We start from the raw sequence: 22,132 nt of genomic DNA, 5'->3' as shown, positions 1-22,132 counted from the left end.
TTAGCACTAGTCAATTCTTTTTATTTGAGTTTTTAAAGAATTAGCCTTTTTTTACAAAAGGAGCGCCACCATCCAGTCCTCGTACACCTTTCTTGCATATACTAGCATTGAGTCACATTTAGGAGGGATGACAATGTGCAAATGCAAGAGCAAACATTCCCACTCAAAATGCTATAAAAAGCATGACGATCATCACCATATGGATCCGTGTGAAAAAAAGAAGTTTTATCATAAAAAAGATGATTGGTTTGAGAGCGATTTTTGGGATACTTCAAGAAGCTACGATCCCCATTATTTTCCTAAAAGTGTCTGCAGCAGATGTAAGAAGCGTCGCAGAAAAAGACATAGCTTCTCATTTTAGTGTTTGACGCTACACCTGCTTTTTGTTTTCCCGGCTGAAAAGCCGGTTTTTTTGTTACATGTCGTTCTTTTCTTTCATATGGATAGGCTCATGAAACAGGTGCAGCTCATAAGATATGGCAACCTGAAAAAAAGGATGAGATACAAAATGAATAATATGAATAACCAAACCAACCATTACCATCAAGGAAATCCCTATCACACGTTTGAAAATGTGTATACAGCCAATCATGAGCATATGATTGCACCAAACATGCATGACCATATGAATATGCCAAATCATTATCATACCGGTAAAAAAGATGCTTATAGCGGACACCACCCGCATCATCATTCAGCCTATTCTCCTTTTACGAAGCAGTATGATCCCTATTCAAATGTACAGATGAACGATCACCATCACTTCGGTCACTACGGCGGTTATGGTATGGCTCCCCACCAGCCATACGGCTATCATGATATGCAAATAATGATACCGGCAAATCATCATTTGACAGGAAATGCTTACGGAATGAACCAACCAAATGCATTCCTACCCCGTTATTACTAAAAAACAAGCAAAATAAGGGTATAAAATACCATTTAATGACATATAGGAATATGGTAACCTTATAGGTAAATAATGGATGTAATCATCTATTATTTACCTATAATCAACCAAGGGGGAAGGAAGAAATGAAGAAAACATGGACAATGATTATGATGGGGATGCTGACATTGGTCATGGCACTCTCAGTACCGCTAGCCGCATCAGCTGAAGGGGCTAAAACAGAGGAAGGCAAAGCTTCAACAAATGCACGACCAGCTGCACTTTATGCAAAAATCACAGGAGCAAGTAAACAGGAATGGTCTTTTTCTGACATTGACCTGACTTACCGTCCAAATTCTGTTCTTAGTATTGGTGCAGTTGAATTTACTTTACCAGCAGGTTTTCAAGCCACAACAAAGGATATTATCAACGGAAAAGCTTTAAAAGACAGTTACATTTTGAACAATGGAAAAACTGTTCGCATTCCAGCTCGTTTCGATTTATTCGGAAGTTCCCAATATACATTACAACTTTCTCATAAAGTACTTCCTGCTGCAGGTACATATACGTTCCGCGCAGAAAATCGTGCGATCAGCATTGGTTCCACATTTTATGCAGAGGATACGATTGATATTAATAAACGGCCAGTTGTCGTCACACCGCCAAATCCTTGCGGATGCTAAACAAAAAGCGCTCTTAGAGCGCTTTTTCTCATTTATCACAACTATTGCCGCTGTGCTTACTGCACTTTATATAATTGTTACACCATATCTCATGATGGACTGTCATCATTTAGTTGGCCAACCCATATATGGCGTTTTTTATTGTTATTTTTGCTCTTTTAGTTTTTTAAAAATCACAAATTGATATACGCCAAATAGTAAGGTTAGGATCATCATTGCGGTAAATAGTTGATCGACTGGAAGCAAAAAATATACGACAAAAAAAGATAAAAGCAAAACAAAGTAACCTATATTGAACGCTTTTTTGAATGTCATCATATTCCCTCCTTTTTACAATCATATCACGCTTCACCTAATCGTATAACCAAATAACAAAAACCCCTATCCATTTGAGGAAAGGGGTTATCCTTACAACATGACAGCGGATGTTTATCTTCACATCACAACAACACGAAACAGACTATCGGATTGAAAAATTAATTGGTGGGCAAACCGATTCACCCACCAGCTAAAATCCTGCTACATCACCCGTTTAAACATTTTTTCCATTTCGTATGTAGAATGATGAATCATAATCGGCCGGCCATGCGGACATGTAAATGGGTCTTGTGTTTGCCGGAGTTCATCTAATAAGGCTTTGATTTCATCGTGACGCAAATGACGATTTGCTTTAATTGAGCCTTTACAGCTCATCATAATCGCCGCTTCTTCTCTCAGTTTCTTGATATCCACACGCTTTTCATCAAGTACTTGCTGAATGATTTCTTCGATGAGTTCAGCCTCTTCCCCTTTAGGAAACCACTGCGGATGTGATCGAACGATATAGCTACCTGATCCAAATGGCTCTAAGAAGACCCCTACTTTTGCTAAAATATCGATATGCTCTTCAATAATCAACATATCATTTTTTGAGTAGTGAAAGGTTAATGGAACAAGCATTTCTTGCACTTCCTGTTCAATGTCTCCTACCTTTTCACGAAAGTACTCATACTTGATTCGCTCTTGGGCAGCGTGCTGATCGATGATATAAAGACCGCGTTCATTTTGGGCCAAAATATATGTTCCATGCATTTGTCCAATCGGATACATCACAGGGACACGTTCACTTTCAGCCTGATGCTGGGCTGCACTCTCTTCCAGTATCACTTCGTCATGTTGTTCATGCGAAGCTGCAGATTCCTCTACATATACATGGTCAAACGTTTCTTCAGACGATGCTGGTAAAGGCGCTTCCGTACTTTCCGGTTCACGCACCCCGTATGTGTCGTTCTGACTAGTCTCGTATACAGCCGATGCGAGTGAGTCCGGCTCATAGGAAACAGGTGTTTCCATTCGGCTTTTCATTGTTTGTTTAGAATCAAAAGATAAGGACTGTTGCTCATTTTTCACTGCTGGCATTGGTGCTTTTTTTGACACTGAAGCACTTGGAATGAGCTGTTGCTTTTGAAAGACGTCCTTAATCCCTTGTTTGATCAACTCATGAAGTTCTTGCTCTTTACTTAGTCTGACTTCAAGTTTAGAAGGATGTACGTTCACATCGACTAAAATGGGGTCCATCTTCATCTCAATAAATGTAATCGGATGGCGTCCGATCGGGAGCAGTGTATGGTATCCTTCGTGAATGGCTTTCACCAGCGGGAAATGCTTGACATATCTGCCGTTGACAACAGAAGACATATAATTACGTGATGCCCTTGTCACTTCTGGTAAGGAAATATAGCCTTTCACTTCAAAATCAAGTGATTGTACATGTAGTGGCAGCATTTTTTTGGCCACTGCCGTTCCATAAATGGCCGCAAGCACATGCCGCACATCCCCGTTTCCATTTGTTTGAAGCAGCACTTTTCCTTGATGTCGCAAACGAATCGACACTTCTGGATGAGCAAGTGCAATTCGGTTCACAACATCAGAAATGTTGCCAAGCTCCGTATGAACAGTTTTCATGTATTTTAGACGGGCTGGCGTATTATAAAATAAATTGGTGACCACAATTTCGGTGCCGCGACGGCCAGAGGTTTTTTTCTCCGAAATGATCTTCCCGCCTTGGAGAGCTAAGTGTGTTCCAGCACCTTCACCGGTACTTGTCTTCATTTCTAAGTGAGAGACTGAGGCAATACTTGGCAGCGCCTCCCCCCTGAAACCGAGCGTCCTGACACGAAACAGATCATTTTCATCTTTGATTTTACTCGTCGCATGACGCTGAAAGGCGAGCTTACAATCTTCAGCATCGATTCCCATCCCATTATCAATAATTCTAATAGAAGAAAGTCCTGCTTCTTCTACATCGATTTCAATGACAGTACTACTAGCATCGATCGCATTTTCCACGAGCTCCTTCACGACTGAAGCCGGGCGTTCGACCACTTCACCAGCTGCAATTTTATTTGATAGGTCATCGGATAACTGAATAATCTTTGCCATTTCTTGCTCACCTCACCTTACATTATAATTTCTTTTGCAATTCATATAGCTTTGTCATCGCTTCAAGCGGTGTCATATCCATTAAATTAAATGACTTCAATTCTTCGATCACTGCTTGATCTTTGTTTTTCAGCACAGGTTTTGTTTGCGGTTTTTCTTCCACTTCAAAGAAAGAAAGCTGCTGTTTTTCCTCAGCCATTTCTTTTTTCGGGGCTTTAGAGACGCGCGGAATCACTTCATGTGATCCGCTCTCAAGCTCCGTTAAGATGGTCTGGGCTCGATCAATGATCGCATCAGGCAGTTCAGCAAGCTGCGCTACATGGATGCCATAGCTTTTATCCGCTGCTCCTTCTTTGATTTGATGTAAAAAAACAACTGTCCCTTCATGTTCTTCAGCTCGTACGTGGACATTTTTCAGTTCGCTTAATTGGGATTCAAGTACCGTCAGTTCATGATAATGAGTGGAGAAAAGGGTTTTGGCACCAATATGATCATGCACAAATTCAATGATTGCCTGTGCAAGAGCCATTCCATCATAAGTGCTTGTCCCGCGTCCAATTTCATCAAATAAAATCAAGCTATTCTTTGTCGCATGTACCATCGCATTTTTTGCTTCGAGCATCTCTACCATAAAAGTACTTTGACCAGAAATCAAATCATCTGCCGCCCCAATACGTGTAAAGATTTGATCAAAAATCGGAAGGGTTGCCTTTGATGCTGGCACAAAACAGCCAATTTGCGCAAGAATCGAGATCAATGCCATTTGTCTCATATATGTGCTTTTCCCTGACATATTCGGACCAGTAATGAGCAAGGTTTGTCTCCCTTTGCCCATTTGGCAGTCATTCGGCACATACTCTTGATGATCCATCACTTTTTCAACAACAGGATGACGACCATCAATGACTTCCACTTCATCTGATGAAAATTCAGGGCGGACATAACGCCGCTTTTCACTCACAGTCGCAAAGCATTGCAGCGCATCAAGCTCACTCATTTGTTTTGCGAGCAACTGTAATCTAGGAATATAGGCTTTTACTTGTTCCCGAAGCGCAGAAAATAGTTCATATTCCAATTCACTAATATTTGATTCCGCCTCAAGAATAAGGGCTTCTTTTTCTTTCAATTCAGGTGTAATATACCGCTCTGCATTGGCAAGGGTTTGTTTTCTTTCGTAACGGCCTTCTTCTAATAAATGCGTATTTGCACGGGTCACTTCGATATAGTAGCCAAACACTTTATTAAAGCCGACTTTCAACGATCGAATGCCTGTATATTCTCTTTCTTGCTGTTCAAGACGAGCGATCCAATCTTTCCCGTTTCGGCTCGCATCACGATATTCATCTAATTTTGCATTGTAGCCGTCTTTAATCAAATTGCCTTCTTTTAACGTCATCGGCGGATTCTCATAAAGAGCATCTTCTAATAAATCAAGTAAATCAACGCATGGATCAATGTCATTTGCTCTAGATTTCGCCATACCCTCCGGGAGAGAATGGACAAGCTCTTTAATAGCCGGCACTTGTTTGAGAGATTCTTTCAATTGAATAAGATCACGGGCATTCACATTTCCAAATGCCACACGGCCTGCTAGACGTTCAAGATCATACACTTGCTTTAAACGTTCTCGCAGATCCTCTCGCTCAAAGAAATGTTCCATCAGAATTTGCACCATTTCCTGGCGTTCTTTGATTTGTGAAAGGCGGATGAGCGGACGATCGATCCATTGCTTCAGCAATCTTCCGCCCATTGCCGTTTTTGTTTCATCTAAGAGCCATAATAAAGAACCCTTCTTGCTTTTTGAACGGATGGTTTCTGTTAATTCAAGGTTTCTTTTTGAGTAAAGATCAATTTTCATCGTTTGTTCAAGCTCAAATACTTGAACTTGCTGAAGATGATCAAGACTCCTTTTTTGCGTTCTTCTTAAGTATGCATAGAGTGTGAAAAATGCTATTTTCAGATGCTCGTCAAGATGAGAAACGAGTCGTTCAGCTTCATCTATTAATTCATCGCTATCTTCGTATGAGATGGTCGCTTGGCAGCGTTCCTTCAGGGTTTTCACCGTTTCTTCATCGAGCTGCTTTGATACCACAATCTCTTTTGCACCAACAGAATAAATTTCAGACACAACTTCATCTAACCGTTCAATGAAAGCCGCCATGTTTTCACCTGTTGATAAATCGGAAAGCGCAAGACCGTAGCCATTTTGAAAGCTGGAAACAGACGCGATAAAGTTATTTTCGTTTTCATTCAGTCCTTTGCCATCCATGACCGTACCTGGTGTAATCAGTTGAACGACCTCTCTTTTGACCACACCTTTTGCCGTTTTAGGGTCTTCCACCTGCTCACAAATGGCGACTTTATAGCCTTTTTCTATCAGTTGTTCTATGTATGCAGACGCAGAATGATATGGAACTCCACACATTGGAATCGTGCCGCCATCCCTGCTTGTTAACGTAATTTCTAATTCTTGTGCTGCTTCTTTTGCATCATCAAAAAACATTTCATAAAAATCGCCTAAGCGAAAAAATAAAAAGGCATCTTGGTAATCTGCCTTGATCTTTAAATATTGCTGTATCATGGGCGTATAACTTGCCATATTTCTAATCCCTCACTATATTACTTTCGAATTCATACCATCTTTCATTATAGCATAAAAATTCACCTTTTTTCCCTAGATCAAGGCACAAAAAAACTAGGGGGATATGCGCCCTAGTCATCAATTACTCTTCTGGATCACCCGCGAGGAATTCTGGATGAATATCTTCTAATTCCTCATCCACTTCTTCTTCCCATTCGTGATCATCTTTTTCTTTCCAGCTTGAATTGACTTCTACAACAATTTTGGTTTCCCCTACTACTTCAGCAATGAATTCACGCTCTGCTTGAACGACAATTTTATTGCCATTTGGAGAAATGGTGACTTCTAAGCAATTGGGTTGCTGTAAGACTTTCGCAATCACTTCGTGCTCATCATCAAGGAAGTTTTTATCTTTATATCTCAGTTTGATGATATCTACATATTTTACACGTTCTGTGACCACTTCGGTTTTCGTGTTGTCTGCGTAAGAATACCACACGTTAATATCAAATGTACCTTCAATCTCAACTGTTTTACCGACCTTTTCAGCATCATACTTATGATTAATGATCCAACCGCCTAGGATGCTGGTTGGTTTTTGCGATGGAGAAATGGTGTGTGTGCTTTGGGTAAATTTCCTCCCTTTTGCAACCACCGCTTTTGTAATAATTTCTCTGTATTCAGACATTCCGGCATGCCTCCTTGTTCTTGATCGTTTTATCTTATGCTGGGCATTCGTCTAGTGTGTCACGATTTTGAGTCTCATGTTCAATTAAATTCATTTCTGTTTCAGTGTATGCATGGTCGCCCATAAACTTGCCTTGAAAATTGGAAAAGTTGGAGAGTGAGAGATTGGGGTTGATGGAAGCTGAAGGAGAAAGAAGGTATGCAATTCTTACATCAGAAAACAAAAAACCCCGCATCTGCGGGGTTTTCTCATTTAATGGAGCAACTTGGGGATGAGTTTTTCACTTTTGAACCGGTTTCTCCTAATAAGAGGTCACCGCCGGTTGAAAGAATGATTTCATCCGTTACTTGATTAGAAATTGTGTGCGCTACAAGCTGAAGCAGGGAATTAACCTCTGTTTGTGATTCTTTGAATTCTTGAATCACTGGGATCTCATCCAGTTCTTCTTGCAGGGCATCAATTTTTTCTTCCACTTGTTTTAAGGCTTCATGTTTGCCATAATGCTTTAAATTCACAGCTTGCTTTTGAAGCGCCTTAATTTGATTAATGATCGCTGCAATTTTTGTATTTTCATTGATTTGCGCTTCTGCTTTTTTGAAGAAATCAACTTCTTCTGTTTCAGAAATCATTTTCGCGAGCTCTCTTGCGCGCTCGACAATCTCTTTCTTTGAATAAAGCGTCATTTTAATTCACCTCGATAGCTTCTCCAACCATTTCTCCGTCAAGAGACCAAGTTTTGGCTTGTGTGATTTTCACTTTGACGATGTTGCCAATCGCTTCTTTTGGTGCTTTAAAATTCACAAGCTTGCTTTTACTTGTATATCCGGCTAGGATCTCAGGGTTGTTTTTACTTTCACCCTCTACTAATACTTCGACAGTCTGCCCTTCATATTCCTTCATTTTTTTCGCAGAAATTTCATTTACGAGTGCATTCAGGCGCTGCAGACGTTCTTTTTTTACACGCATTGGCACGTTGTCTTTCATATTGGCTGCTGGTGTTCCTTCTCTTGGAGAGTAAATGAACGTATAAGCCGCATCAAACTCAACCTCACGATAGAGGGAAAGCGTCTCTTCAAACTGCTCATCTGTTTCATTTGGGAACCCAACGATAATGTCCGTTGTTAATGAAGCATTTGGCATTGCCTCTTTGATTTTGCGCACTAGGTCAAGGTAACGTTCACGGTCGTATTTTCTTGCCATGAGTTTCAGCACAGAAGAACTTCCTGATTGAACCGGCAAATGAATATGGTCGAGAAGGTTACCGCCTTTGGCAAGCACTTCAATTAAGTGATCATCAAAGTCACGCGGGTGGCTTGTTGTAAAACGGATACGTGGAATATCGATTTTACGCAGCTCATCCATTAGGTGACCAAGACCATATTCCATGTCTTCAAAATCTTTTCCATACGCATTCACGTTTTGACCAAGAAGGGTAATTTCTTTATATCCTTCTGCTGCTAAGCGTCTGACCTCTTGAATAATTTCATCCGGACGGCGGCTTCTTTCCTTACCGCGCGTGTAAGGGACGATACAGTATGTACAGAATTTATCACAGCCGTACATAATATTCACCCACCCCTTAATTTTTCCTTGGCGGGCTCTCGGAAGATTTTCAATCACATCGCCTTCTTTAGACCAAACCTCAATGACCATTTCTTTTGAAAGGTAGCATTCAGATAATAGCTCTGGCAGGCGGTGAATGTTGTGGGTACCGAAAATCAAGTCAACAAATGGGTGTTTCTTTAAAATACGGTTAACGACAGATTCTTCTTGTGACATGCATCCGCAGACGCCTAAGATTAAATCTGGCTTTTCACGCTTTAATGCTTTTAAATGACCAAGCTCTCCAAACACTTTGTTTTCTGCATTCTCACGAATGGCACAAGTGTTTAATAAGATGACATTCGCATCTTCAGTCGAATTTGTTGGTTCATAACCAAGCGCCATAAAAATACCAGCCATCACTTCTGTGTCATGCTCATTCATTTGACAGCCATATGTGCGAATATAAAACTTGCGGCCGTTCCCTAACCCTTGAAACCGCTCGTCAATTTGAAATTGATTGTATTCGACTTCTTCTTTACCCCGTTTTTTTGCATCTTTTAAGGAAGGCGGAATGTACACAGCTTCAAAATATTGGCTGTAGTCCTTCTCGGATTTTTTGTCCGATGAACTTACTTGTCCGCTCGCTTTTCTCTGCTCTTCATTCATGAATTTGTACTCCTTTCAAACCAAGCTCCACCCTACAGTATAGACTATTTTGTCGTGAATTGAAAATAAATTCATATGTGTCCACACTTTTCAATCAACACGAATTTTACATGAATATTGAGTAGGCTTCAGATGGAGATCGTCTTTTCCTAAAGGATTTTGTATTTCTTTGACAATCTTCATCTGCTGTGTACCGACACTCTCAACTAAAGTAATTACATATGATTCTTTTTCTTCTTCTGCTACCATTCTTTCTTGTTCAGATAAGAAGAATGGAAAGTCATGGTGAGTCAGTTTAGATCCTTTTACTTCTATAAGCTTCTCTTTTCCATCGGGGTAATAAGATTTGATATCAAATCCGTGACCATCTTCTGTTTCAGCTACCCAAACGACAGCTTCCGCTAATTGTTCACTTCCCACTGCTTTTAATTGCTCTACTTCCTTATGATAAACAAATTGCTCTGCTATTCTACCCGTCTCTTCGTTTTGCTTTGATCTTTCTTCTCTTAATTGTTTATAAACATCTCTATGAATGATTCTTTTTCTTTTAAATTTATTCTGATGTTCCACTTTTGGAATAAGGTCCTGATCCAAATATACTTCGTAAACAAAATCATAAAAAAACTCATTTAAAGAATTGATATCTTGTATTAATTGGTGATGGTCAAAATGATCAATATTATACTTTTTAAAAACCAATGAGCTTGCTACATATTTTTTAGGTCTTAATGATTTACCTAAATGAAAATCACCTATATGAAAGCCATCTAGTCTTTTATGATGCTTTAATTCAGGCTGTAGCCTTTCCCTCCAAATGGCTGTCTCTTCCTTAATTTCAGATAGAGATAAATTTTCAGTTCCAGTTTCAATTGTTAAATAAAAATCTTCCCCGTTCTCAGCGAATAAAATAACAATAAATATTCCTTTTTGTGTCGTTGTTTTTTGGTAATTAGGATTTGTGGTTAATCTCTTGTCTAAAAGTGCAATCCAAAAACATTCTGCAACTTTTCCATTTCCTGTAGATGCTTTAATATCGATCCTATCCAAATTCCTCATATGGCGTTTTTCTAATTCATAACGAATGTTGTTTGGGATATCTTTATTAAACATGTTGTGAAAAGGGTGATTTTTATCTGTTCTCCCTTTGTTCTTATAATCTAAAAATTGTTCATGAAAATCTTCTTTATTAAATAACATTTGTCTCACCACTTACCTCAATAGATCTTTTTACATACATTATACATAACAAACGGTAGATTTGATGAAATATGGAAAGATTAGCGCAAAAGAAAAGAGAGCCTCAGCTCTCTCAATCAAGTATATTCAGTTTTTTTGCTTCTTCTTCGATGATTGTCAGTGCACGGTCAAGCTCTTCTTTTGTGTGCTCTGCTGTGATGATGGCTCTAATTCTCGCTTTTCCTTTCGCTACAGTTGGAAAAGCAATGCCTTGAGCGAAAACGCCACGCTCGATTAATGCTTTTGAAAAACGGAAAGTAAGTGCCTCGTCTCCAATCATCATTGGAATAATAGGCGTTTCTGTTGGTGCCACCTCAAATCCAAGACCGATGACTTTTTCTTTAAAATAGGCCGCGTTCTCCCAAAGTGTTTCAATGCGTTCCGGTTCGTCTAACAGCACTTCAATGGCTTCTTCACAGGCTCTTGTGACAGCCGGCGGATGTGAGGTGCTGAATAAAAACGGTCTTGCTTTATGCTTTAAGTAATCGATTAAAACGGCAGAACCAGCGACGTAACCGCCTAACACACCAACTGCCTTACTAAGTGTGCCAACCTGAATATGCACTCTGCCGTCAAGTTGAAAATGATTCACTGTTCCGCGCCCATTTTCACCAAGTACTCCAGACGCATGGGCATCGTCTACCATCACAAAGGCATCATATGTTTCTGCAAGTCTTACAATCTCAGGAAGCGGTGCAATATCTCCATCCATTGAGAACACACCATCTGTCACGATAAGACGGACGCGGTAATTCATCGATTTCTTTAAAATTTTCTCAAGCTCTTCCATATTAGAATGAGCATATACTTTTTTATCTGCCTTTGTTAAGCGAATCCCATCGATGATTGAGGCATGGTTCAGCTCATCTGAAATGACAATATCATCTTTTGTGAGAATACTGGATAAGACCCCTTGGTTGGTCGTAAAGCCTGATTGGAATACAAGGGCTGCCTCTGTCTTTTTAAAAGCTGCGAGCTTTTTTTCAAGCCGTTCATGCATTGTCATCGTTCCAGCAATGGTTCGTACAGATCCTGTTCCAGCACCGAATTCATCAATCGCCTCTTTTGCCGCTTTCATCAGCCTTGGATGTGAGGTGAGCCCTAAGTAGTTATTTGAAGAGAGTTGTATGACGGATTGTTCATTTAATGTCACCGTGGAAGATTGTTTGGAATCGATTTCTTTCAGTGTTTGATGGGTGCCTTGTTGCTTCATTGTGTCTAATTCATCTTGTAAATACGTAAATTCTTTCATCATTTCGTCCCCCTTTGATATGATGGCATGATCAGTACGACCTTCCCGCACGTACCATTTCTCATGAGTTCAAATCCCTTTTCAAAATCTTCAAATGGCAGCGTATGGGTGATAACCGGCTTTACATCAATGGTATTCGTTCTTAAAAGTTCAGATACTTGACGCCACGTCTCAAACATTTTTCTCCCCGTGATCCCTTGCACGGTTAATCCCCTAAAAACAATTTGATTCGTAATGTCAATGGTTACCGGCCGCTCTGGCAAACTTAGTATATTCACTTTCCCTCCATTTGCACAAGCTTCGAGTGCTTGATTAATCGCAACGGGATGTCCTGACATCTCACACATCACGTCTGCCCCTTCCATCCGCGTGAGCTGCTTGATCATGGCAACAGGATCATCTTTTCCGATATCCACGATATGATCTGCACCCATTTTACGGGCAAGATCCAGTCTGTATTCATTTTTATCAACAGCGAACACTTGGACAGCCCCGGAGGCTTTTGCAACCGCAATCGCCATTAAACCAATGGGCCCGCAGCCAAAAATCGACACTGACTTTCCTGAAACAGGTGTATGCAGAACTGTATGAACAGCATTTCCAAGCGGTTCTTGAATAGATGCAAGTTCCACTGGCATTTGAGCTGGATTATGCCACACATTTTGTTCTGGTACTTTGACATATTCAGCAAAACAGCCATCAATGTCGACCCCTAAAATTTTCGTTTCGCTGCACAAATGCTGCTGACCCGTTAAACACATATAACACTGATTACAGACAATATGCGTCTCAGCCGATACAAAGTCCCCTACTTTTGCTCGTGAGACTTGGTTCCCCGTTTTGACAACTTCCCCTGTGAATTCATGACCAAAAATGTACGGTGCTTTGACTCTCCCCTTCGCCCAATCATCCCAATTATAAATATGCACATCCGTTCCACATATTGATGTAGCCTTTACTTGGATAAGCACTTCATGATTCCTTATTTCTGGAATCGGCATTTCCATCATCGCCGCTCCGTAAGCGCTTTCTTTTTTAACAATCGCTTTCATCGTTCCACACATGACGTACAACCCCTTTGTTAAAAAACTTCTCCCAATCCGATCTTATCATGTCTTATTTTAGACGTAAATACCGATGTCTTTCAGGAGAAGACAAATGAACACTCCACATATTTTTTTAGATATTTTTCTAAAAAAAAAAAGCAAATCTCCTTTTATTCGGAGATTTGCTTTTAAGTTGTCAGTGTTTTTTTGAAACGGCCACATACAAAGCCGGCACAATCAGTAGTGTCAGAATCGTTGAGAAAAAGACACCTGATACGATGCAGATCGCCAGCGGTTTAAAGAGCGGATCATTACTTAAAGCAACGGGCATAAGAGCGACAAGTGCTGTAAATGCTGTCAGCAAAATAGGTCTAATCCTTGCTCTCCCCGCTTCAATCACAGCTGCCTGTTGATCGAGACCTTGCTTGCGCCTCTGTTCAATAAATTCAAACAAAACGACCGCATTTCGGACAACAATACCTGCCAATGAGACAATCCCCATTGTGGCCATAAAGCTAAACGGCGTTTGAGTGACAAATAGTCCAATAATGGCGCCGGATATCGCTAAGTAAACCGTTCCAAGAACTAAAAGCGGAAGCATGAGTGAATTGAACTGGAAAGCGATGGTCACATAAATGAGCAGCAAAACTACCCCAAATAAGAGACTAATTTCAATAAAGAATTGGGTTTGATCTTCATTTTCTCCGCCCTGAGAAATGGTCAAATTCTTCGCTACATCGCTTTTCCCAACTTCATTTATGACTTCTGTCATATCGTCTTTAAACGTATCTGATGTACCAGGATATGCCTTTAACGTGATCGTCGGCATCCCGTTTTCATGAGGAATGCTTTCATACTGCTCTGTTTCTTTTTCCTTTACATATCGGCTAAGCGGCTCCAATTGAGGAATACCACCTTCATTTGCACTCACAGGCACCTTGATGTCTTTTAGCTTCAGTCCGTTTTGATGTGTGCTCATGTCTTGTTTCACTACGAGGTCGATGTCATCTGTTCCTTGTTTAAAGGTGCCTAATGGAATTCCTTCTGTGACAAGACCAAGCTGTCTGCTGACAAACTGAGCAGTGAGCCCATCCTCTGCCATTCGGTCACGATTCAATTCAAATGAGATGGTTTTCACCGGTTGATTGACATCGTCTGTGATCAGACTTGCTCCGCTTTCTTTCATTTCTTTTGTGAGCTTCTCTTTCACATCCACGAGCTTTGAAAATTGTTCTCCTGCAATGGTTACGGTCACAGGCGCCCCCGTTGGCGGTCCTTGAACAATGGTTTTCATAAAGATATCAGCATCTTTAAATTTCTTTCGCAATGGCTCTGTCATACGATTGATCAATGCTTTGCTTGTCATCTGCTCATTGTCTACTCTGACAACAACCTGACCCGTATGATCACTTGCGTTTGAGATACTTTCATTAAACAAGTTCGGCACACCGCCGCCTGCAAAAATGGCCGTCTCTTCAATGCCTTTTTGCTGTTTGATCTCTTGTTCTATTTTCTCTAATGTGTCATTCGTTTTATCTAAGGTTGTTTCACTTGGCAGTGTCACAGTGACAACAACCTCTTTCTTATTCGCCGCAGGGAAAAACTCAAATGGTGTGGCGAAAATAAGCAAAAAGGCAAGTGTGGCAACGAGCAAACCACTTAATCCAATGAGAAGTGGCCGCTTCACGATGTTTGTCAGTACTCGATCTGCATAAAAATCGGCTAACCTTTTTAATGGTTTGCCTAAAAAGCCCGGTTCTTTTTGAATCTTCTTGTTCTTTCTTTTTCGGTTTGCTGTATATTGATACACTGGCACAAGTGTCAATGAAATGACCATTGACGCAAGTACAGTTGTGACTAGAACAGACGGTAACGCTCGAATAAATGAACCGTTCGCACCAGAAAGGAAAACAAGCGGCAAGAAAGCAAAGACAACAGCCAACGTTGACGTCAAAATGGATCCAGCCACTTCTTTTACACCTGCAATAGTTCCTTTAAGCGGACTTTCGTATTTTTTCATCTGCCTCAAAATATTATCGTTGACGACAATGGCGTCATCTACAAGTATCCCTAGCGCAATGATAAAGCCAATAATTGAAATTTGATTAAGGTCCACTTGTAAAAACGGCAGCGGGATGGTTCCGATCGTTATGGATAGCGGAATCGCAAGTGAGACGATAAACGCACCACCAATGGTTAGACCAAGTGTGGTGACGACAATGACGGCGATGACGGCCACGATCGCTTCTTTGATTAAATCGTTAAAAATGGCATCTACTTCACTTTTTTGTGAATAGTAGTCTATCCAATCCACACCATTTGGCAGCTCTTTCTCTTTTTCAATGACCGCACTGACTTTGTCATACATTTTAGGAATATCCAGTCCTGGCTTAATATTGACTGTAAATGAATAGGCTGGCTTTCCGTTATATGAAACGATATCACTTTTCTCTTTTTCTACTTCTTTTAAACGACCAAGCTCACCGATTGTAACAGGCTCTCGGCTCGTTTTTGAGAAAATCTCAATCTTTTTCATTTGATCTAAACGATCATAGGCATCAATGGACAGCTTGACCTTTTCTCCATCTGCCTGGACGTCACCTAGAGGGGATGTGTCAAATTCTTGATTGATGGCATTTGTGACATCGGTCACGTTTAACCCGTTATCCTCCAGTTTACTTGAATCCAAGTTCAATATGGCTTGTTTGTCATTGAACCCTTTGATGACGACACCATCAACACCTTTGATGTCCTCCACTTTTTCTTTTAATGCACGCAGCGATTCCTGACTTTTTGCTAAATCAGATGAGTTACTTGCTACAATCATATAAGAACCAACTGGCACATTGCCAAACTCATCCTTTACATCTGGCTCCATCACACCATCTGGAAAAGAAGAGGCGGCATTTGTGGTTTCACTCTTGATTTGACTTGCCACTTTTTGAAAATCGGCTTGATCATCAATTTCAAGCACAATATTTGAGAAACCAATAGCAGAAACAGAGCTTGTCTTCTCTACACCATTGATATCAGAAATGGCCGACTCGAGCTTATTGGTGACATCACTTTCTACCTGTTTTGCATCAGCACCAGGGAAAACAGTCGAAATGGTTACAATATTTGCTTGAAACTCTGGCAGTTCTCGTTTAGGAAGCTGTGTAAACAAATAACCTCCAGCAATGAGAACGATAAAAAATAAAATAAAAACAAGCTTTCCTCTTTTTAAAAAAGCTTCGATCATTATTTCACCTACTTAAATATTTATTTTTGATGAAGTATTTTCAACTTAATCTTAATTTATCATCATGGTGAAAAAATGCAAGCTCTAATATGTCATTTTCTATCTATTTTGTGAAAGAAATATGTTATATGAGAAATGTATAGCGGTAAACAAAAACAACCTGCTTACATGATGTAAGCAGGTTGAAAATAATAAAATTAGAATTATCGTGGTTCAACAATCAGTTTGATTGCTGTTCTTTCTTCTCCATCGATAAGAATGTCAGTAAAGGCTGGAATGCATATCAAATCCACTCCGCTAGGCGCAACAAATCCCCTTGCAATGGCGACAGCCTTGACCGCCTGATTCAGTGCTCCAGCGCCGATAGCCTGTATTTCCGCTGCACCGCGTTCACGTAAAACGCCGGCTAATGCTCCTGCTACTGAATTTGGATTTGACTTTGCTGAAACTTTTAAAATTTCCATTTTTGCTCCCCCTTAAATTTACAATGGATAAGTGAGTGTTCATTAGAACAATCTTTGTTAGATGTTGCTATTTTTTTGAAAATCCATCCCCAAAATGTTTTTCAAAAATAGCAGGCTACCTACCATTTTTACTATATTCACGATAGAGGGCGCATATTCCTTCTTTCTGATTAATATTTTTCTGAAATAAATATGTGAATATTTATTCAAAGAAAATATGGTCATCATTTATCAAAATTCGATCAATTTTGACAGCTTTTTTCGACGGTTCGTCAATTTCTACGATCACTGCACTTAATGTCGTGCGGCCTTCTGCAATTTCAAAACGGACAGGGAGGCTCGTTTTAAATCGTTTAATAATCGTTTCCCGATCAACACCTAAAATACCGTCATAAGGACCAGTCATGCCAACATCCGAAATATAAGCAGTTCCTTTTGGCAAGACACGGTTATCTGCTGTTTGAACATGTGTATGCGTTCCAACGACACATGATGCACGGCCATCTGTATACCAACCCATTGCTTGCTTTTCACTTGTGGCTTCACCATGAAAATCAATAAAAATAAACGGTGTACGTTTTGAAGCTTCTGCTATGAGCTCATCTACTTTTTGAAATGGGCAGTCAATCGGAGGTAAAAATGTGCGGCCTTGCAAGTTGATGACAGCTAGTTCTTTACCTTGTTTTTTAATAAAAGTGAGCCCTTTACCTGGTGTACCTTGCGGGAAGTTTGCCGGACGAACAATATGGGGTGCATCATCGATGAAATCGAAAATGTCTCTTTTATCCCATGTATGGTTCCCCATCGTGAGCACATCAGCCCCAGCTTGAAGCAGCTCGTGATAGATTTTTTCAGTAAGACCTTTCCCATGAGCCGCATTTTCTCCATTGACAATCGTAAAGTGTGGCTGGTATTTTTTCTTTAGCTTTGGCAAGTATTCTTTCAGTGTATCTCTGCCAGGTGAACCAACGATATCTCCAACAAATAATATTTTCATACGTTTTGAACCCTTTCTCTTATAAAATGATCTTCTTATCAGTGTTGCATATTTACACAAAAAAATAAAGCGGCGCTAAGCGCACCGCTCTATTTTGCATACTCTACTGCGCGAGTTTCTCGAATAACTGTCACTTTAATGTGACCAGGGTAATCGAGCTCGTCCTCAATCCGCTTACGAATATCCCTTGCTAGACGGTGAGCTTCAAGATCATTAATTGAATCTGGCTTCACCATAATACGCACTTCACGTCCAGCTTGTATCGCAAACGATTTTTCAACACCTTCATAAGATTCAGAGATGTCTTCTAATTTCTCAAGTCTCCGAATGTAATTTTCAAGCGTCTCACTTCTTGCACCAGGGCGTGCTGCAGATAATGCATCGGCTGCCGCAACAAGAACAGCGATAATAGATGTCGGTTCTTGGTCACCATGGTGAGATGCAATACTGTTGATGACAACAGGATGCTCTTTATATTTCGTCGCAAGCTCAACGCCAATTTCCACGTGGCTTCCTTCTACTTCATGATCAATGGCTTTTCCAATGTCATGCAGAAGACCTGCTCGTTTTGCAAGCTTTGCATCTTCTCCAAGCTCTGAAGCCATGAGACCTGCAAGATGTGCAACCTCAATTGAATGCTTCAGGACATTTTGTCCATAACTTGTACGGAATTTTAAGCGACCGAGAATTTTGATGAGATCCGGATGCAAACCGTGAACTCCGACTTCAAATGTCGTTTGCTCACCCATCTCGCGGATATAATCATCGACTTCACGGCGTGATTTTTCCACCATTTCTTCAATTCGTGCAGGATGAATACGTCCATCCTGGACTAGCTTGTCCAGAGCTATCCTCGCTGTTTCACGTCTTATCGGATCAAAGCCCGATAAGATAACAGCTTCAGGTGTATCATCAATGATCAGGTCAATACCTGTTAACGTTTCTAACGTACGGATATTTCGTCCCTCACGTCCGATAATACGACCTTTCATCTCATCATTTGGAAGATTGACTACAGATACTGTTGTTTCAGCTACATGATCAGCTGCACAACGCTGTAACGCAAGTGAAAGAATGTTTTTCGCTTTTTTATCAGCCTCTTCTTTCGCCCGGTTTTCAGATTCTTTCGTCATGACTGCAATGTCGTGGGAAAGCTCATTTTCAACTTGATCCAGAATGATTTGTTTCGCTTCATCTCGAGTTAGACTAGAAATACGCTCCAACTCAGCTTTCTGCAAACGAATCATATCATCCACTTTGCTTTCCATCTCTTCAATATGTTGTTGTCGTTCATTCAGAGAATGATCTCTCTTCTCCAACAGGGACTCCCGTTTATCTAAAGATTCGTCCTTGCGATCAAGGTTTTCCTCTTTTTGAAGTAAACGGTTTTCTTGTCTTTGAAGCTCATTACGTCTTTCACGAACTTCTTGCTCCGCCTCTACACGAAACGAATGAATTTCATCTTTCGCTTCTAAGAGCGCTTCTTTCTTCAATGCTTCCGCATCACGCTTTGCATCCTCAACAATTTGTTCGGCCATGTTTCTTGCGCCGGATATTTTTGCTTCTGCAATGGTTTTACGAACAAAGTAGCCAACAACTAAACAGATTAGGCTCAGCAAAATGGAGATGATCGTAAACATCGTAGGCGACATATTTTCACCTCCTCTTGCTATGAACTTGGTTTTACAAATAAAGTGTCGGCATGTACATTGTTTTGTGTCTCAACATACAGGGCCTTCACAGGGAATGAGATCCTCACTGCCCTTGTCAAGTTTAAATTAGTTATCAATCATGTTAAGAAAAACAAGTGATACATTCCCATTGTAATTGTGTCGGAAATACTTGTCAAGCTAGTCAGACTAAGGCGTAAGTCGTTATTTCAAGCAAAGACAGAACTTTTGACCCGCTAGCTGTTATGTAATTGTAAAAAAAAGACGCTTTTCAGCGTCTTTTTAGTCATTCAATTCCAATTCTTCTTGTCCTTCTTCGTCAGTTGATTTCACTCCGTTTGTATCCAAACCATAGTGCTCCCTGATCTGCTCCTGAATCATAAGAAGAATGTCTTTATTCTCTTTTAGGAATTGCTTCGCATTTTCACGTCCTTGTCCAAGACGTTCCTCTTGATAAGAATACCAAGCCCCGCTCTTTTGTACGATATCTAGTTCGCTTCCAAGGTCGATGATTTCTCCCTCTTTCGAGATACCTTCACCGTACATAATGTCTACTTCGGCAATACGGAATGGCGGTGCCACTTTGTTTTTCACAACTTTAATTCTCGTTTTGTTCCCCATGATGTCGTTCCCTTGTTTCAACTGTTCAGCACGGCGTACTTCTAAACGAACAGATGAATAGAACTTAAGTGCACGTCCACCAGGCGTTGTTTCAGGATTACCAAACATAACCCCTACTTTTTCACGAATTTGGTTAATAAAGATCGCAATTGTTTTTGATTTGTTGATAGCACCAGATAGTTTACGAAGTGCTTGAGACATCAAACGTGCTTGAAGACCAACGTGTGAATCTCCCATGTCTCCTTCGATCTCTGCTTTTGGTACAAGAGCAGCTACTGAGTCAATGACAACAATATCAACTGCACCACTACGAACAAGTGCTTCTGCAATTTCAAGTGCTTGTTCTCCTGTATCCGGCTGAGAAAGTAACAACTCATCAATATTGACACCTAATTTTTGAGCGTAAACTGGATCTAGCGCATGCTCCGCATCGATAAATGCAGCTTGTCCTCCCTGCTGCTGAACCTCAGCAATCGCATGAAGTGCTACTGTCGTTTTACCAGAACTCTCTGGACCATATACTTCAATAATACGGCCGCGAGGGTATCCACCTATTCCAAGCGCAGTATCAAGTGCTAACGAACCACTAGGTACTGTTGAAATACGTGTATCTGTTTGCTCTCCTAGTTTCATAATAGAGCCTTTACCAAACTGTTTTTCTATTTGTTTAAGAGCCATATCTAAGGCTGCTTGACGATCACTCATTCTATTGTTTCCTCCTTTATCAATTCCACTATCTATACTATACCTTGTTTTACGTCATTTGCCAAGAAAAAAACGAACACATATTCGATTTTTTCTTGGCAGATTATTTAAGAAAAGAGCTGTTTCTATTAGAAAAACGCTCTTTTATAAAGGAGCAAACCTCATAAAAAACAAAATTAACTTTCTTTTAATAATTTGAGAAGGTGGTGCAAACCATATTTCACAGCACGCTTGCGAATGCCTGATCGACTGCCAGTAAACATCCATTCAAACACGTCTGTCTGGTCTTTTGTCGATAGCCCGATAAATACTTTTCCAACCGGCTGTCCTTCGTGTGGTTCAGGACCTGCCACACCTGTAAAGCTAATACCGATATCGCTTCCCGTCAGTTTTCTAACGCCTTCGGCGATCTCTAACGCACACTCTTTGCTGACAGCACCATGAGAAGACAATGTTTCTTCACGGCAGCCCAGCACTTGCTGCTTGACTTGATTTGTGTAACAAACCACACTGCCGTTTAAAATGGATGATGCCCCTTCGAGATCTGTCAGCCACTCTGAAAACATACCACCAGTCAGGCTTTCAGCCGCTGCTACTGTTTTCCCGTGTTCATGCAAGGCCTTTGAAGCTTCAAAGGCAAGAGATGTATTACCATATCCGTAGAAGTACTCGCCGACCCGTTCTAAAATTTGTGCTTCTGTTTCTTTTAACAGACGCTCTGTTTCTTTTTCATCCTCATGCTTGGCTGTCAGCCTTAGCGTCACTTCCCCGTCAGCTGCAAGCGGTGCAATCGTTGGATTGGTCTGTGCATCAATTAAATCTTCAAGATCTGTTTCCAGCTGAGATTCACCGATGCCAAAGAAACGCAAGACAACAGACACGATTTTTTCCTTTAGGCCGAGTTTTTCAGAAATAAGCGGCTTCGCTTCGTTTTCAAACATCGGGTGCAATTCACTTGGCGGTCCAGGGAGCAGAATGTAAAACGTATCTCCCTCTTGTATAAACATACCAGGTGCCATTCCGAAACGGTTTACGAGCACATCAGATCCCTCTAGAACGAGCGCCTGTTTACGGTTGTTCGGCGACATATCGCGTCCGGTTTTACGGAAGTATTCTTGAATAGACTCAAATGCTTCTTCATTTAGCACAAGCTCTTTACCGAGCGTACTCGCAATGGTTTCTTTTGTTAAATCGTCTTTCGTTGGTCCAAGACCACCTGAGAAGATAATAAAATTCGATCTTTCCTGTGCCACTTGAATGGCCCTTTTTAAACGCTCTGGATTGTCACCAACTGCTGTGTGGTAATAAACATTCACACCAATTTCAGCTAGTTGTTTGCTGATGAATTGTGCATTCGTATTCGTAATTTGCCCTAGCAAAAGTTCGGAACCGACTGCAATAATTTCTGCTTTTCTCTCTGACTTCAA

At 40.6% G+C, this 22,132-nt stretch carries 17 protein-coding genes; 2 read left to right on the top strand and 15 right to left on the bottom strand.

The annotated features are described in order from the left end of the window. Positions 1-508 precede the first annotated feature (508 nt). Complete coding sequence (locus ASG46_RS12930) at positions 509-910, top strand: hypothetical protein (RefSeq protein WP_200939621.1); 402 nt, start codon at positions 509-511, stop codon at positions 908-910. 125 nt (positions 911-1,035) lie between these two features. Beyond that, entirely contained in the window at positions 1,036-1,572 is a 537-nt protein-coding gene (gene bslA / locus ASG46_RS12925; protein ID WP_007499460.1) for a biofilm surface layer hydrophobin BslA, read from the top strand. Between the two features lie 144 nt (positions 1,573-1,716). Here bslA and ASG46_RS21125 read toward each other — a convergent pair whose 3' ends face one another. The 15 genes from ASG46_RS21125 to ASG46_RS12855 all read right to left on the bottom strand — a co-directional run bounded on the left by ASG46_RS21125 (position 1,717) and on the right by ASG46_RS12855 (position 22,132). Then, positions 1,717-1,887 carry a hypothetical protein gene (locus ASG46_RS21125; protein WP_017359046.1) on the bottom strand — a complete coding sequence of 57 codons (171 nt, stop codon included), beginning with the start codon at positions 1,885-1,887 and terminating at the stop codon, positions 1,717-1,719. Between the two features lie 204 nt (positions 1,888-2,091). Continuing rightward, entirely contained in the window at positions 2,092-3,993 is a 1,902-nt protein-coding gene (mutL, locus tag ASG46_RS12920; protein ID WP_056704760.1) for a DNA mismatch repair endonuclease MutL, read from the bottom strand. A 22-nt stretch (positions 3,994-4,015) separates the two neighbouring features. Next, the gene (mutS, locus tag ASG46_RS12915; RefSeq protein WP_056704757.1) at positions 4,016-6,592 is read right to left on the bottom strand and encodes a DNA mismatch repair protein MutS; all 2,577 of its coding nucleotides are present in this window, start codon (positions 6,590-6,592) and stop codon (positions 4,016-4,018) included. Positions 6,593-6,716: 124 nt separating this feature from the next. Continuing rightward, on the bottom strand, positions 6,717-7,262 hold the full coding sequence (gene cotE / locus ASG46_RS12910) for an outer spore coat protein CotE (RefSeq protein WP_007499466.1): 546 nt from the start codon (positions 7,260-7,262) through the stop codon (positions 6,717-6,719). Positions 7,263-7,510: 248 nt separating this feature from the next. Next, a complete protein-coding gene (locus tag ASG46_RS12905) occupies positions 7,511-7,945 on the bottom strand; it encodes a RicAFT regulatory complex protein RicA family protein (RefSeq protein WP_008344661.1) in 435 nt (144 codons plus the stop codon). Between the two features lies 1 nt (position 7,946). Beyond that, the gene (gene miaB / locus ASG46_RS12900) at positions 7,947-9,473 is read right to left on the bottom strand and encodes a tRNA (N6-isopentenyl adenosine(37)-C2)-methylthiotransferase MiaB (RefSeq protein WP_007499471.1); all 1,527 of its coding nucleotides are present in this window, start codon (positions 9,471-9,473) and stop codon (positions 7,947-7,949) included. 90 nt (positions 9,474-9,563) lie between these two features. Beyond that, a complete protein-coding gene (locus ASG46_RS12895) occupies positions 9,564-10,670 on the bottom strand; it encodes an MrcB family domain-containing protein (protein WP_056704755.1) in 1,107 nt (368 codons plus the stop codon). Positions 10,671-10,782: 112 nt separating this feature from the next. Then, positions 10,783-11,964, bottom strand: a complete 1,182-nt coding sequence (locus ASG46_RS12890) for a glycine C-acetyltransferase (RefSeq protein ID WP_123766738.1) — start codon at positions 11,962-11,964, stop codon at positions 10,783-10,785. After that, positions 11,961-13,025, bottom strand: coding sequence for an L-threonine 3-dehydrogenase (gene tdh, locus ASG46_RS12885; protein ID WP_056704753.1), 1,065 nt, complete (start codon positions 13,023-13,025; stop codon positions 11,961-11,963). Before tdh ends, ASG46_RS12890 begins: the two co-directional genes overlap by 4 nt. Before the next feature lie 178 nt (positions 13,026-13,203). Next, positions 13,204-16,248 carry an efflux RND transporter permease subunit gene (locus tag ASG46_RS12880; protein ID WP_056704751.1) on the bottom strand — a complete coding sequence of 1,015 codons (3,045 nt, stop codon included), beginning with the start codon at positions 16,246-16,248 and terminating at the stop codon, positions 13,204-13,206. A 203-nt stretch (positions 16,249-16,451) separates the two neighbouring features. After that, on the bottom strand, positions 16,452-16,712 hold the full coding sequence (gene spoVS, locus ASG46_RS12875; protein ID WP_003211281.1) for a stage V sporulation protein SpoVS: 261 nt from the start codon (positions 16,710-16,712) through the stop codon (positions 16,452-16,454). 202 nt (positions 16,713-16,914) lie between these two features. After that, entirely contained in the window at positions 16,915-17,709 is a 795-nt protein-coding gene (locus tag ASG46_RS12870) for a TIGR00282 family metallophosphoesterase (protein ID WP_019744184.1), read from the bottom strand. Positions 17,710-17,798: 89 nt separating this feature from the next. Next, positions 17,799-19,361, bottom strand: a complete 1,563-nt coding sequence (gene rny / locus ASG46_RS12865; protein WP_003211958.1) for a ribonuclease Y — start codon at positions 19,359-19,361, stop codon at positions 17,799-17,801. Positions 19,362-19,661: 300 nt separating this feature from the next. Beyond that, positions 19,662-20,705 (bottom strand): recombinase RecA, encoded by a 1,044-nt coding sequence (gene recA / locus ASG46_RS12860; RefSeq protein WP_007499478.1) that lies wholly within the window; start codon positions 20,703-20,705, stop codon positions 19,662-19,664. A gap of 176 nt (positions 20,706-20,881) precedes the next feature. Beyond that, entirely contained in the window at positions 20,882-22,132 is a 1,251-nt protein-coding gene (locus tag ASG46_RS12855; protein ID WP_056704749.1) for a competence/damage-inducible protein A, read from the bottom strand.

Origin of the sequence: Bacillus sp. Leaf49, from assembly GCF_001426125.1 — a bacterium.
Lineage (GTDB): Bacteria > Bacillota > Bacilli > Bacillales > Bacillaceae > Bacillus > Bacillus altitudinis.
Note: the sequence above shows the minus strand (reverse complement) of the source record. Positions and strands in the feature narration are given on the sequence as shown.

Excerpts from the sequence above, each read along its gene's own strand:
- ASG46_RS12930 (WP_200939621.1), top strand. The coding sequence starts at position 509 with ATGAATAATATGAATAACCAAACCAACCATTACCATCAAGGAAATCCC.
- bslA (WP_007499460.1), top strand. The coding sequence starts at position 1,036 with ATGAAGAAAACATGGACAATGATTATGATGGGGATGCTGACATTGGTC.
- ASG46_RS21125 (WP_017359046.1), bottom strand. The coding sequence starts at position 1,887 with ATGACATTCAAAAAAGCGTTCAATATAGGTTACTTTGTTTTGCTTTTA.
- mutL (WP_056704760.1), bottom strand. The coding sequence starts at position 3,993 with ATGGCAAAGATTATTCAGTTATCCGATGACCTATCAAATAAAATTGCA.
- mutS (WP_056704757.1), bottom strand. The coding sequence starts at position 6,592 with ATGGCAAGTTATACGCCCATGATACAGCAATATTTAAAGATCAAGGCA.
- cotE (WP_007499466.1), bottom strand. The coding sequence starts at position 7,262 with ATGTCTGAATACAGAGAAATTATTACAAAAGCGGTGGTTGCAAAAGGG.
- ASG46_RS12905 (WP_008344661.1), bottom strand. The coding sequence starts at position 7,945 with ATGACGCTTTATTCAAAGAAAGAGATTGTCGAGCGCGCAAGAGAGCTC.
- miaB (WP_007499471.1), bottom strand. The coding sequence starts at position 9,473 with ATGAATGAAGAGCAGAGAAAAGCGAGCGGACAAGTAAGTTCATCGGAC.
- ASG46_RS12895 (WP_056704755.1), bottom strand. The coding sequence starts at position 10,670 with ATGTTATTTAATAAAGAAGATTTTCATGAACAATTTTTAGATTATAAG.
- ASG46_RS12890 (WP_123766738.1), bottom strand. The coding sequence starts at position 11,964 with ATGATGAAAGAATTTACGTATTTACAAGATGAATTAGACACAATGAAG.
- tdh (WP_056704753.1), bottom strand. The coding sequence starts at position 13,025 with ATGTGTGGAACGATGAAAGCGATTGTTAAAAAAGAAAGCGCTTACGGA.
- ASG46_RS12880 (WP_056704751.1), bottom strand. The coding sequence starts at position 16,248 with ATGATCGAAGCTTTTTTAAAAAGAGGAAAGCTTGTTTTTATTTTATTT.
- spoVS (WP_003211281.1), bottom strand. The coding sequence starts at position 16,712 with ATGGAAATTTTAAAAGTTTCAGCAAAGTCAAATCCAAATTCAGTAGCA.
- ASG46_RS12870 (WP_019744184.1), bottom strand. The coding sequence starts at position 17,709 with ATGAAAATATTATTTGTTGGAGATATCGTTGGTTCACCTGGCAGAGAT.
- rny (WP_003211958.1), bottom strand. The coding sequence starts at position 19,361 with ATGTCGCCTACGATGTTTACGATCATCTCCATTTTGCTGAGCCTAATC.
- recA (WP_007499478.1), bottom strand. The coding sequence starts at position 20,705 with ATGAGTGATCGTCAAGCAGCCTTAGATATGGCTCTTAAACAAATAGAA.